Below are 12,925 nucleotides of genomic sequence, written 5' to 3'. Positions count from 1 at the left end.
CCAGCCGGTGGGCGTCACCGCTGCGATTACCCCGTGGAATTTCCCGGCGGCGATGATCACCCGCAAGGCAGCTCCSGCRCTKGCCGCAGGCTGCACCATGATCGTGCGCCCGGCGGACYTSACSCCGCTYACYGCYCTTGCCCTYGGYGTKYTRGCCGAGCGCGCTGGCATTCCKGCRGGCGTGCTGCAGTTCGTGACGGGTTCSAGCCGCGTCATCGGCAAGGTGCTGACCGACTCCGAAACCGTGCGCAAGCTYTCCTTCACCGGCTCGACCGAGGTCGGCCGCGTGCTGATGGAGCAGAGCGCKTCGACCATCAARCGGCTGTCGCTCGARCTYGGCGGCAATGCGCCGTTCATCGTCTTCGACGATGCCGATCTSGAYGCSGCSGTCGATGGCGCGATGATCGCMAAGTTCCGCAAYGCGGGCCAGACCTGCGTKTGCGCCAACCGCATCTATGTCCAGCGCGGCGTCTATGACGCCTTTGCGGCAAAGCTCGCCGCMCGCGTTGAAGCGCTCAAGGTCGGCAAYGGSCTTGAGGCCGGCACCGAGATCGGCCCGATGATCGAGGAAAAGGCGATCCAGAAGGTCGAGGCSCAYATCGAGGATGCGGTGTCGAAGGGCGCGAAGCTCGTTGCCGGCGGCAAGCGCCTYGGCGGCCTGATGCTGCAGCCGGCGGTTCTSACYGGCGTTACCTCCGACATGGCGGTGACCCGCGAGGAGACTTTTGGCCCGCTCGCCCCGCTCTTTGCCTTCGACACSGARGAMGAAGTCGTGGCRCTYGCCAACGACACGATCTACGGCCTTGCCGCCTATTTCTACACSARGGACCACGCCCGCGCGGTRCGTGTTTCCGAAGGCCTCGAATACGGCATGGTCGGCCACAACACCGGCCTCATCTCGAACGAGATGTCGCCCTTCGGCGGCGTCAAGCAATCCGGCCTCGGCCGCGAGGGCTCGAAGTACGGCATCGAGGAATATCTCGAGATGAAGTACATCTGCTCGGCGATCTGACGATCGGGAAGAACACCTCCATCAAATCCAGAGGCCGCCTTGCGCGGCCTCTTTTGTCTGCTGCTATTCCGCCACTCCCCGCTGTTCCTGCATCGCCCGGCTCGCACGGGCACGTTTGAGGAGCGCGTTGAGGATGGATTGCGCTGCCGGTGACAGGTCCTGCTCCTGGCGGCGGATGACGCTGTAGGTTTTCACGATCAGGTCGGGCGCGACGGGCAGGATCGCAAGGCGGCTGCCAAGGCCGCTGGAATCGATGAAAAACTCGGCGACGGCGCGGGCCAGCGGCGCGATGGCGTTGGTCTTCTGCACCAGTGCGAGGGTGAAGAGGGTGGACGCCGTTGCAAGAATGCGGCGCGGCAGCTGCAGCCCGTGCGAGAGCAGATAATCCTCGGCGGTGCGCCGCAAGAGGCCGCCGGGCGGTTGCGTGACCCAGTCATATTCGACGCACTGTTCGAGCGTGAGGTTTTCCACCCGCGTCAGCGGATGGTCGGCGCGCACGACAAGGCCGATCGGCTCGTAGCCGATGTCGCAGAGCCAGAATGGCTGGGCGTCGGCGCCTTCGGGAATGCGGCCCACATAGAAGTCGAGGTCGCCGGCAACCAGCGCCTCGGCGAGCTTGTTCGAGGTGTCGACCGTCACCGCAAGCTCGACCGCCGGGGCCGAGACGCGCATCTCGCGCACCAGCGGCAGGATCAGCTCCAGCGACGGGCCGGTGACGGAGCCGATGCGCACGAGACCGCGCGTGCCCTGGACCGCCTGCAGCACCCGCTCCTGCGAAAGATCGAGCTCGCGCAGCGTGCGGATGGCCTGGTCGGCCATGATGATGCCGGCCTCGGTGAGCGAGACGCCGCGCGCGTGGCGGCGGAAGATAGGCGCGCCGATCATCTCCTCCAGCTGGGCGAGAAGCCGCGAGGCGGCGGGCTGCGTCATGCCCACCTGCTGCGCCGCCGCGTTGATCTGCCCCGTCTCGCGCAGCACCGCCAGAAGCCGCAGGTGCGAGAACTTCAGCCCTTTTCTGACAAGGACATGCTGGCCGTGCCGGGGATCGGAGTAGGGCATGATATGACCGCCTTGCTATCTCACTGCCGGGAAAGTTGTTCCCGATGAATATTACAATTCCGCAGGATTTTTCGCTGCGCAACTGGGCTTCGCCCGAAGTCCGCGCAAAGGTGCGCTGAAAACAGGGATATGTAATCTTCGGTATGTCTCCCTCGAATAACGGAATTTCCATAGTATAACAGCGAGTGCTACCTGTTCTGCCGATGATCGCACGGCGCGCCGGCGACACCCGCTGGAGGACGCGGGCCGGTGTGGCGAAGGAAGATCACGCACGGGAGGAAGTCAGTGCTGCTATCGCAATTCCGCCGCGACGACGGCCGCATCCAGGTTGTCGCGCGCGAAGGTACCGAAGCCTACGAGGTCGCGACCGACGCGAGCCTCTACGACCTGGCGATGCACTGCGCCAACAACGGGGTCGTGCTCAAGGACCATGTCATCGACCTCGGCCTTAACGGCGCGGTCGACCTCGCTGCTCTCTGCGAGGAGGGGCGGGTGCTGCCGCCGGTCCTTCATCCCGATCCCGCGCACCTGCATGTCACCGGCACCGGCCTTACCCATCTCGGCTCCGCCGCGACCCGCGCGGCGATGCATTCCAAGCCGACGCAGGACGAGACCGACTCCATGCGCATGTTCCGCATGGGGCTCGAAGGCGGCAAGCCCGCCAATGGCGGGCCGGGCGTGCAGCCGGAATGGTTCTACAAGGGCAACGGCCACGCGCTGATTGCGCCGAGCGCGACGCTGGTGCGCCCGCCCTTTGCCGATGACGCCGGCGAAGAGCCGGAAATCGCTGGCATCTATGTCATCGACCGCAACGGCAATCCCTGCCGGGTGGGCTTCGCGCTCGCCAACGAGTTTTCCGACCATGTGATGGAGCGCAAGAACTATCTCTATCTCGCCCATTCCAAGCTGCGGCAGGCCTCCGTCGGCCCGGAGCTTCTCGTCGGGCCGCTGCCGGCGAGCGTGGAGGGGGTGAGCCGCATTCGCCGCGGCCGGGACGTGATCTTCGAGAAGCCGTTCCTGTCGGGCGAAGCGAACATGTCCCACTCGATCGCCAATCTCGAGCACCATCACTTCAAGTACGAGATCTTCCGCCAGCCGGGCGACGTGCATGTGCACATGTTCGGCACGGCGACCTTGTCCTACGCCGACGGGATCGCGACGCAGGACGGCGACGTGTTCGAGATCGAGGCGCCGGTGTTCGGCTATCCGCTGCGCAATGCGCTCAAGTTCGAGGCGGCGCCGCCGGTGGCGGAAAGGCAAGAGGTGCAAGTGCTTTGAGAGCTTTCTGAAGCTGCGGCCGCCGGGGAGGAACGGCATCCGCGACGCGAAGGGGAGGATCGGACCGGCGTTCGCGCCGGTCCGGACGCGCAAATGGTGCCGGCGCTGACGGGCCCCATGAAATGAGGCAGCTGGTCGCCCCGCGGCCAGCAGAACCAAGGTGGAGGATCATCATGACCAGAATGCTTTTGGCAGGAGCCGCGCTCCTTGCTCTTTCGGTCGGTGCATCGGCGCAGACCATCGGTTTCTCGCAGATCGGCTSGGAATCGGGCTGGCGCGCCGCCGAGACGACGCTGACCAAGCAACAGGCCGAGGAACGCGGCTACACGCTGCAATTCTCCGACGCGCAGCAGCGCCAGGAGAACCAGATCGCCGCGATCCGCTCGTTCGTCGCCCAGGGCGTCGACGCGATCCTGCTCGCGCCAGTGGTGGCGACCGGCTGGGATGCCGTGCTGCAGGAAGCCAAGGAAGCCGAGATCCCGGTGGTGCTGCTCGACCGTCAGGTCGACTCGTCCGACGATCTGTACCTGACGGCGGTAGGCTCGGACCTCGTCCATGAGGGCAAGGTCGCCGGCGAATGGCTCGCCAAGGAAGTCGGCGACGACAAGTGCCGCGTCGTCGAGCTGCAGGGCACGACCGGTTCGTCGCCGGCCATCGACCGCGCCAAGGGTTTCCGCGATGGCATCGCCGGCAAGGCGAACATCGAGATCGTGCGCAGCCAGACCGGTGACTTCACCCGCGCGCTGGGCAAGACCGTGATGGAAAGCTTCCTTCAGGCCGAAGGCGGCGGCAAGGACATCTGCGCGCTCTATGCCCACAATGACGACATGGCGATCGGCGCCATCCAGGCGATCAAGGAAGCGGGCCTCAAGCCCGGCCAGGACATCAAGATCGTCTCGATCGACGCGGTGCCGGACATCTTCCAGGCCATGGCCGCCGGTGAGGCGAATGCCACCGTCGAGCTGACGCCGAACATGGCGGGCCCGGCCTTCGATGCGCTGGAGAAGTTCTGGAAGGACGGCACCGTGCCGCCGAAGTTCATCCAGACGGAGTCGAAGCTCTACACGCAGGCGGATGATCCGCAAGGCGAGTACGAGCGGCGCAAGGACCTCGGCTACTAAGCCCAGGGCCAAGAGCAGACCGGACCGGGGCGTTTTTCTGACGCCCCGGTTCCTGCACGAAAGGAAGCCGATGCTCCTGTCCATCCGCTCGCTCTCGAAGGAATTTCCCGGCACCAAGGCGCTGCAGGGCGTCGATTTCGACCTCGCCGCCGGCGAGGTGCATGCGCTGCTCGGCGAAAACGGCGCCGGCAAGTCGACCCTCATCAAGTGCCTGACCGGCGCCTACAGGCGCGATGCCGGCGAGATTCTGCTCGATGGCGCGCCGATCGATCCGGCCTCGACGGCGGAGGCGCAGGCGCTTGGCATCGGCACCGTCTATCAGGAAGTGAACCTTCTGCCGAACCTCACCGTCGCGCAGAACCTAACCTTCGGCCGCGAGCCGCGCCGCTTCGGCATGGTCGACCGCAAGGCGCAGTCGGCGAAGGCGCGCGAGTTGCTCGCGCAATACGGTATCGACATCGACGTGGAACGCGATCTCGGCGCCTATTCGGTGGCGATCCGGCAGATCGTCGCGATCGCGCGGGCGGTCGAGATTTCCGGCAAGGTGCTGATCCTCGACGAGCCGACGGCGAGCCTCGATGCCGCCGAGGTGAAGATGCTGTTTTCCATCGTGCGCAAGCTGCGCGAGCAGGGGCTCGGCATCATCTTCGTCTCGCACTTCCTCGACCAGGTCTTTGAACTCAGCGACCGGCTGACCGTGCTGCGCAACGGCCGCAAGATCGTCACCGAGCGCACCCGCGACATCGATCGGCTCAGGCTCATCTCCTACATGCTCGGCCGCGAGCTGGAGGAAACGGCGCGCGAGCAGCGCACCGCCAGCAACAGCAAGGACCAGAAGCCGATGCTGCGGTTCGAGCAGCTCGGCTGCAAGGGCGTGATCGAGCCGTTCAATCTCGAGGTCGGCAAGGGCGAGGTGATCGGGCTTGCGGGGCTCCTCGGCTCCGGGCGCACCGAAACGGCGGAACTCATCTTCGGCGTACGCAGCGCCTCGACCGGCGCGGCTCAGGACGACACGGGACGCATTTCCCACGGCAATCCGCGCGAGGCGATTGCCGCCGGCTTCGGCTTCACGCCGGAGGACCGCAAGGTGGACGGCATCGTCGCCGAGCTGTCCGTGCGCGAAAACATCATCCTCGCGCTGCAGGCGCGGCGCGGCTGGGCAGCGCCCCTGTCGCGCGCCGAACAGGAGCGGCTGGCCGAGCACTACATCCGCCTGCTCGACATCCGCACGTCGAGCGCGGACAAGCCGGTGGGCGAGCTTTCGGGCGGCAACCAGCAGAAAGTGGTTCTGGCGCGCTGGCTTGCAATGAACCCGCGCTTCCTTATCCTCGACGAGCCGACGCGCGGCATCGACGTCGGCGCGCATGCCGAAATCCTGCGCCTCATCCATGAGATCACGAGGGAGGGAATGGCAGTCCTCCTCATATCGTCCGAACTCGACGAGCTGGTCGCCGCCTGCGACCGCGTGATCGTGGTGCGCGACCGCCGCCATGTCGCGCAGCTTTCGGGCGACCGGATCACCAGCGAGGCCATCGTTCACGCCATTGCCCAGCCGGGCGCGGCCAGCCATACCGAGGCGGCATGATGGGCCAGACCTTCAGGCGCATCACTCCGCAACTGGTGACGCTGGCCCTCGTGGTGCTGCTGGTCACGGTGTTCTTCCCGAATTTCCTTGCCATCGGCTTCGACGGCACGCGCTTCGTCGGCCCGGTGGTCGACGTGCTCAAGCGTTCGGCGCCGGTGGCGCTGCTTGGCGTCGGCATGACACTGGTGATTGCCACGCGCGGCATCGACCTTTCCGTCGGCACGGTGATGGCGATTTCCGGCGCGGTGGCCGCCTGGGCGATCACCTCCGGCTATGGCCTTGCTGGCGCGGTGGGGCTGGCGATCGGCGCCGGGCTGCTGGCAGGTCTCTGGAACGGCTGTCTCGTCGCCATCGTCGGCATCCAGCCGATCGTGGCGACGCTGATCCTGATGACGTCCGGGCGCGGCATCGCCCAGCTGATCACCGAAGGGCGCATTCTCACCTTCTCCGATCCCAACCTCGCCTTCGCCGGTTCCGGCTCGGTGCTAGGCATTCCGTTCCCGACCATCCTCTGGATCGCGACGGCGGTGGTCGTCGCCTTGCTGATGCGGCGCACGGCGCTCGGCATGCTGATCGAGGCGACGGGCATCAACCGCGCGGCAAGCGCGCTCGCCGGCGTCAACGCGACGGTGCTGCTGATCGCCGTTTACATGGCATCCGGCTTCTGCGCCTCGCTGGCCGGAATTGTCGCCACCGCCGACATTCGTGGGGCGGATGCCAACAATGCCGGGCTGTGGCTCGAGCTCGACGCGATCCTCGCCGTCGTCATCGGCGGCAATTCGCTGCTCGGCGGGCGCTTCTCCATCGCCGGCACCATGATCGGCGCGTTGATCATCCAGACGATCAACACCGGCATCATGCTGTCGGGCTTCCCGTCCGAATACAACCTCGTCATCAAGGCGGTGCTGGTGCTGGTCATCCTGGTGCTGCAGTCGCCAAACCTTGCGGCCGACTGGCTGTTCCTCAAGTCGCTGGTGAAGGCCCGGCGCGCCAATGTGCGGAGCGAGACGCCATGAGCATCAACCCGCGCCTTTACCCGCTGCTGGCTACGATCGGCATTTTCCTTGTCGGCTACCTCATCAGCTACCTGCAGTTCCCGGCGATGCTGTCGACACGGGTGATCGGCAACCTTTTGACCGACAACGCCTATCTCGGCATCGTCGCGGTGGGCATGACCATCGTCATCCTGTCCGGCGGCATCGACCTGTCGGTCGGCTCGGTGATTGCCTTCTCCGGCGTGTTCATCGCCGTCATGCTGCGCGATGCCAGCCTGCATCCGCTCGCGGTGTTTGCGCTGCTGCTCATCATCACCACGGCGTTCGGCGCGGCGATGGGCTGGCTGATCCATGCGCTTGCCATGCCCGCCTTCATCGTCACGCTCGCCGGCATGTTCCTGGCGCGGGGCGTCGCCTACATGATGACGATCGACTCCGTCGCCATCAGCCATCCGTTCTATTCGATGCTGACGAGCGCCTACTGGCTGATGCCGGGCAAGGGGCGGCTGACGCTGATCGGCGTGCTGATGCTGATCTCCGTGCTCGTCGGCGCGATCATCGCGCACCGCACCCGCTTTGGCGCGGCAGTGTTCGCGCTCGGCGGCGGCGAGCAGACCGCGCGGCTGATGGGCGTCAATGTGGGGCGCACGACGGTGCTCATCTACGCCTTCTCCGGCCTGATGGCGGGGCTCTCCGGCATCGTCTTCTCCATCTACACCGGCTCCGGCTATCCGCTGGCGACCGTGGGCACGGAGCTGACGGCAATCGCCGCGGTAGTGATCGGCGGCACGATCCTCACCGGCGGCGCGGGCTATGTCATCGGCACGCTGTTCGGGGTCCTCACCATGGGCCTGATCCAGACCTACATCGTCTTCGACGGCACGCTGTCGAGCTGGTGGACCAAGATCGTCATCGGCCTGCTGCTGCTGGTGTTCATCCTGCTGCAGAAGGGCCTGCTGAGGCTCACCGCATTCGGCGAGGCACGGACATGAACAACGGTGCGACCATCTACGACGAGCGGCCATGCCTGCTGGGCGAGGGCGCGCTTTGGCACCCGCTGCGCATGCAGCTGTTCTGGTTCGACATTCTCGCCGGCAAGCTGCTGTCGCGCCGGGGCGACCAGGAATTTGCTTGGGAGTTCGGCGAGTGCGTCTCGGCCGCCGGCTGGGTCGATGAGAACCGGCTGATTATCGCGAGCGAAACGCAGCTCTTCCTGTTCGACATCGAGAGCGGCGAACGCACGCATCTTGCGCCGCTCGAGGCGGACGTGCCGGGCACCCGCTCCAATGACGGCCGCGCCGACCCGAAGGGCGGCTTCTGGATCGGCACCATGGGCAAGAAGGCCGAGGAGGGGAGGGGCGCGATCTACCGCTTCCACGAGGGACGCGTCGAGCCGCTGTTCGGCGGCATCACCATCCCGAATGCGATCTGCTTCGCACCCGACGGCAGCCGCGCCTACTTCGCGGATACCCACGAAGGCATCGTCTACACGGTGAAGCTCGATGCCGAGGGCTGGCCGGAGGGCGACAGGGAGGTCTTCCTCGATCTATCCGCCGAGGCGCTGCACCCGGACGGCGCGGTGGTGGACGCCAATGGCTGCTTCTGGAACGCGCAATGGGGCGCCTCGCGCGTTGCGCGCTACTCCCGCGAAGGCAAGCTCGAACATGTGATCGCGCTGCCCCCGACCAACACCTCGTGCCTTGCCTTTGGCGGGCTCGACTTCCGCACGCTCTATGTCACCAGCGCCCGCCAGGACCTCGAGGAACCCCGCCTTGCGGACGGGCTGGTCTACGTCGTGCCGGAAGCCGGCAAGGGCGTGCCGGAGCCGGCAGTGATGATTGAGGCGGAGCGCTGAGAGACATGCCCGACTGGGCATATCAGTCAGCCAAGACGGAATTTGACCGTCATATCACTGCCTTCTATCGCTGAGGAACCGACGACGTTCGGACACAGGCTGGCAGAGGAGAGAGCTGGCCACTTCTGGGAGGAAAAGCCATGAGACTGTTCAAGGCCGCTCTGGCGGCGACACTTCTTGGTGCAAGCCTGTTTTCCATCCCTGCATGGGCGCAGGAGAAAGGCCTGGTCGGCATCGCCATGCCGACGCAGTCGTCAGCCCGCTGGATCTCGGACGGCCACTCGATGGTCGACCAGTTCAAGGAAGCCGGCTACGCGACCGACCTGCAATACGCCGAAGACGACATCCCGAACCAGCTCGCCCAGATCGAGAACATGATCACCAAGGGCGCCAACGTGCTGGTCATCGCCGCCATCGATGGCACCACGCTGTCGAACGCGCTCGCCAACGCCAAGGCCGCCGGCATCAAGGTGATCGCCTATGACCGCCTGATCCGCGACAGCGACGCGGTCGACTACTACGCCACCTTCGACAACTTCAAGGTCGGCGTGCAGCAGGCCGAGACGCTGGTCGCCGGCCTCAAGGAGCGCTTCGGCGACGTGAAGCCGTGGAACGTCGAAGTGTTCGGCGGATCGCCCGACGACAACAACGCCTACTTCTTCTACGACGGCGCCATGTCGGTGCTGCAGCCGCTGATCGATGCCGGCGACATCGTCATCAAGTCCGGCCAGACCGGCATGCAGACGGTCGGCACGCTGCGCTGGGACGGCTCGGTCGCGCAGTCGCGCATGGATAACCTGTTGTCCGCCAACTACACCGACGACCGCGTCCACGGCGTGCTGTCGCCCTATGATGGCCTGTCCATCGGCATCATCTCGTCGCTCAAGGGCGTCGGCTATGGCTCCGGCGACATGCCGATGCCGATCGTCACCGGCCAGGACGCCGAGGTCCCGTCGATGAAGGCGATCCTGCGCGGCGACCAGTACTCGACCATCTTCAAGGATACGCGCGAACTTGCCCGCGTCACGGTCGGCATGGTCGACGCGGTGCTCGGCGGCAAAGAGCCGGAGATCAACGACACCAAGACCTATGACAATGGCGTCAAGGTGGTGCCGTCCTACCTGCTCGAGCCGGTTCCGGTGACGAAGGAGAACTGGCGTCAGGCCCTGATCGACACCGGTTACTACAAGGCGTCGGAGATCGAATAGTCCTCCCCGGACGGCGGCGGGTCCCGGCTCGTGCCGGGGCCTGCCGGCTGGCTGAACCTTGCCGGAGCATGGCCGTGAGCGAAACCATCCTCGAGATGCGCAACATCTCCAAGACGTTTCCGGGCGTGAAGGCGCTGGACAACGTCTCGTTCTCGGTGCGCCGCGGCGAGATCCACGCGCTGGTCGGCGAGAACGGCGCCGGCAAGTCGACGCTGATGAAGATCCTCTCCGGCGTCTACCCGCATGGCGAATACGAGGGCGACATCGTCTACGAGGGCGAGGTCAAGGCCTTCCGCGGCATTGCCGACTCCGAGCGCGAGGGCATCATCATCATTCACCAGGAGCTGGCGCTGGTGCCGCTTCTGTCGATTGCCGAGAACATCTTCCTCGGCAAGGAATGCGCGAAGAACGGCATCATCGACTGGCAGGAGACCAACCGGCGCACGCGCGAATTGCTCGAACGCGTCGGGCTCGACGAGCGCCCCGAAACCAAGGTCATGCATCTCGGCCTCGGCAAGCAGCAGCTGGTCGAGATCGCCAAGGCGCTATCGCGCGAGGTGCGGCTGCTGATCCTCGATGAGCCGACCTCCTCGCTCAACGAGAAGGACAGCGACGCGCTGCTTGAACTGCTGCGCGAGTTCCGCGCCCGCGGCATTTCCTCGATCCTGATCTCGCACAAGCTGAGCGAGGTCTCCAAGGTTGCCGACAACATCACCGTTTTGCGCGACGGCCGCGCCGTCTCGACGCTCGACTGTTCCGCCGGGCCCGTGCCGGAGGACCGCGTCATCCGCGATATGGTCGGCCGCTCGCTCACCGACCGCTACCCGCCGCGCGAGCCGCGCATCGGCGACACCATGTTCGAGGTGCGGGGCTGGACCGTCTTCCACCCGATCGACCAGGACCGCAAGGTGGTCGACAATGTCAGCTTCCACCTGCGCCGCGGCGAGGTGCTCGGCATTGCCGGGCTGATGGGGGCCGGGCGCACCGAACTCGCCATGAGCCTGTTTGGCCGCTCCTACGGCCGCTATGCCGGCGGCGAAGCCTTCATTGCCGGCGAGAAGGTCGACCTTTCGACCGTGCCGGCCGCGATCAATGCCGGGCTCGCCTACGCCACCGAGGACCGCAAGTCCTACGGCCTCGTGCTCGACCAGACCATCCGCCGCAACGTTCCGCTCGCCAATCTCGAAGGCGTCGCCAATTCGGGCGTCATCGACCGCCACCGCGAGGGCGAGGTGGCGGAAGAGTACCGCCGGCGCATCAACATCAAGACGCCCACCATCGAGCAGTCGGCGGTGAACCTTTCCGGCGGCAATCAGCAGAAGGTGGTGCTGTCGAAGTGGCTGTTCGCCGACCCCGACATCCTGATCCTCGACGAGCCGACGCGCGGCATCGACGTCGGCGCTAAGTTCGAGATCTACACGATCATTCGCGACCTCGCCCAAAGCGGCAAGTCGATCATCGTCATCTCGTCGGAAATGCCGGAGCTGCTCGGCATCACCGACCGGCTCTACGTCATGAACAAGGGACGCTTCGTCGGCGAGCTGCCGACCGCAGAGGCGACCCAGGAAAAGATCATGTCCATGATCATCAAGGCAGGCGGGTAGCCCATGGATCAGACCATCACGTCCGCAAGGCCCGAGGCGGCCGACCGCACGAGGAACCAGCATTTTTGGCGCGCCAACATGCGCGAATACGGCATCCTGATCGCGCTGGTCGTGATCATGGCCTTCTTCCAGTTCGCCACCGGCGGCATCCTGCTGCGCCCGGTCAACCTCACCAACCTGATGCTGCAGAACAGCTACATCGTCATCATGGCGGTGGGCATGCTGCTGGTGATCGTCTCCGGCCACATTGATCTCTCGGTCGGCTCGGTGCTCGGCTTCATCGGTGCGCTGGCGGCGGTGATGATCGTGCAGTGGCACGTCAACTTCGTGCTGGCGGCGATTGTGTGCCTCGCGGTGGGCGCGGCGATCGGCGCGGCGCAAGGCTACTGGATCGCCTATTTCCGCATCCCCTCCTTCATCGTCACGCTTGCGGGCATGCTGGTGTTCAAGGGCCTGACGCTGTGGCTGCTTGCCGGCCAGTCGGTGGGGCCGTTCCCGCCCACCTTCCAGCTGATCGCCTCCGGCTTCCTGCCCGACCTGTTCGGCGCCGAGGGCATCAACCTGTTCTCGCTGCTGGTCGGCCTCGGCTTCGCGGTGCTGCTCCTCTACCTCGCCATCCGCAACCGGCGGCAGGAACAGCGGCGCGGGCTGGTCGAGGAACCCTTCGCGGTCTTCACCATCAAGAACGCGCTGATCTTCTGCGCGATCGCCTACATGAGCTACCTGATGGCGTCGTTCCGCGGCCTGCCGAACGTCTTCATCGTCATGGCGCTCCTGATCGCGATCTATTCCTTCATCGCCAACCGCACCACGGTCGGCCGGCGCATCTACGCGATCGGCGGCAACGAGAAGGCGGCCAAGCTGTCGGGCATCCGCACCGAGCGGCTGGTGTTCCTCACCTTCGCCAATATGGGCATGCTGGCGGCGCTGGCCGGTCTCGTCTTTGCCGCGCGCCTCAACACGGCAACGCCCAAGGCTGGCCTCGGCTTCGAGCTCGACGTGATCGCGGCCGTCTTCATCGGCGGCGCGTCGATGTCGGGCGGCGTCGGCACCATCGTCGGCGCGGTGGTCGGCGCCTTCATCATGGGCGTGATGAACAACGGCATGTCGATCCTCGGCATCGGCATCGACTACCAGCAGGTCATCAAGGGCCTGGTGCTGCTCGCCGCCGTCATCTTCGACGTCTACAACAAGAACAAGGCGTAAGA

Annotated in this window: 11 protein-coding genes; 10 read left to right on the top strand and 1 reads right to left on the bottom strand. The window is 65.6% G+C overall.

Annotation, left to right across the window (positions count from 1 at the left end; translation table 11 throughout):
• Window positions 1–1,012: NAD-dependent succinate-semialdehyde dehydrogenase (locus L610_RS13770; protein WP_144705756.1), on the top strand; the 1,012-nt coding region annotated here is incomplete at its 5' end.
• 63 nt (window positions 1,013–1,075) lie between these two features.
• Here the strand turns inward: L610_RS13770 and L610_RS13765 are convergent.
• Entirely contained in the window at window positions 1,076–2,071 is a 996-nt protein-coding gene (locus tag L610_RS13765; RefSeq protein ID WP_144705754.1) for a LysR family transcriptional regulator, read from the bottom strand.
• Window positions 2,072–2,356: 285 nt separating this feature from the next.
• Between L610_RS13765 and araD1 the strand changes: the two genes are divergently transcribed.
• The 9 genes from araD1 (at window position 2,357) to mmsB (ending at window position 12,923) form a co-directional block, all read left to right on the top strand.
• On the top strand, window positions 2,357–3,349 hold the full coding sequence (gene araD1 / locus L610_RS13760) for an AraD1 family protein (protein WP_144705752.1): 993 nt from the start codon (window positions 2,357–2,359) through the stop codon (window positions 3,347–3,349).
• Window positions 3,350–3,522: 173 nt separating this feature from the next.
• Window positions 3,523–4,470: a galactofuranose ABC transporter, galactofuranose-binding protein YtfQ gene (gene ytfQ, locus L610_RS13755; RefSeq protein ID WP_144705750.1), complete on the top strand. Its 948-nt coding sequence runs from the start codon at window positions 3,523–3,525 to the stop codon at window positions 4,468–4,470.
• 70 nt (window positions 4,471–4,540) lie between these two features.
• The gene (locus L610_RS13750; RefSeq protein WP_144705748.1) at window positions 4,541–6,055 is read left to right on the top strand and encodes a sugar ABC transporter ATP-binding protein; all 1,515 of its coding nucleotides are present in this window, start codon (window positions 4,541–4,543) and stop codon (window positions 6,053–6,055) included.
• Entirely contained in the window at window positions 6,055–7,071 is a 1,017-nt protein-coding gene (locus tag L610_RS13745) for an ABC transporter permease (RefSeq protein WP_144705762.1), read from the top strand. The genes L610_RS13750 and L610_RS13745 overlap by 1 nt, the downstream gene beginning before the upstream one ends.
• A gap of 2 nt (window positions 7,072–7,073) precedes the next feature.
• Entirely contained in the window at window positions 7,074–8,042 is a 969-nt protein-coding gene (gene yjfF / locus L610_RS13740; protein ID WP_144705760.1) for a galactofuranose ABC transporter, permease protein YjfF, read from the top strand.
• On the top strand, window positions 8,039–8,905 hold the full coding sequence (locus tag L610_RS13735; protein ID WP_144705746.1) for an SMP-30/gluconolactonase/LRE family protein: 867 nt from the start codon (window positions 8,039–8,041) through the stop codon (window positions 8,903–8,905). The genes yjfF and L610_RS13735 overlap by 4 nt, the downstream gene beginning before the upstream one ends.
• Before the next feature lie 140 nt (window positions 8,906–9,045).
• The gene (gene chvE, locus L610_RS13730; RefSeq protein WP_024849218.1) at window positions 9,046–10,113 is read left to right on the top strand and encodes a multiple monosaccharide ABC transporter substrate-binding protein; all 1,068 of its coding nucleotides are present in this window, start codon (window positions 9,046–9,048) and stop codon (window positions 10,111–10,113) included.
• Between the two features lie 74 nt (window positions 10,114–10,187).
• Window positions 10,188–11,717 (top strand): multiple monosaccharide ABC transporter ATP-binding protein, encoded by a 1,530-nt coding sequence (mmsA, locus tag L610_RS13725; RefSeq protein ID WP_198019553.1) that lies wholly within the window; start codon window positions 10,188–10,190, stop codon window positions 11,715–11,717.
• 3 nt (window positions 11,718–11,720) lie between these two features.
• A complete protein-coding gene (gene mmsB / locus L610_RS13720) occupies window positions 11,721–12,923 on the top strand; it encodes a multiple monosaccharide ABC transporter permease (RefSeq protein ID WP_024849220.1) in 1,203 nt (400 codons plus the stop codon).
• Window positions 12,924–12,925 lie beyond the last annotated feature (2 nt).

This window comes from Aminobacter sp. J44, from assembly GCF_007829415.1.
GTDB lineage: Bacteria > Pseudomonadota > Alphaproteobacteria > Rhizobiales > Rhizobiaceae > Aerobium.
Note: the sequence above shows the minus strand (reverse complement) of the source record. Positions and strands in the feature narration are given on the sequence as shown.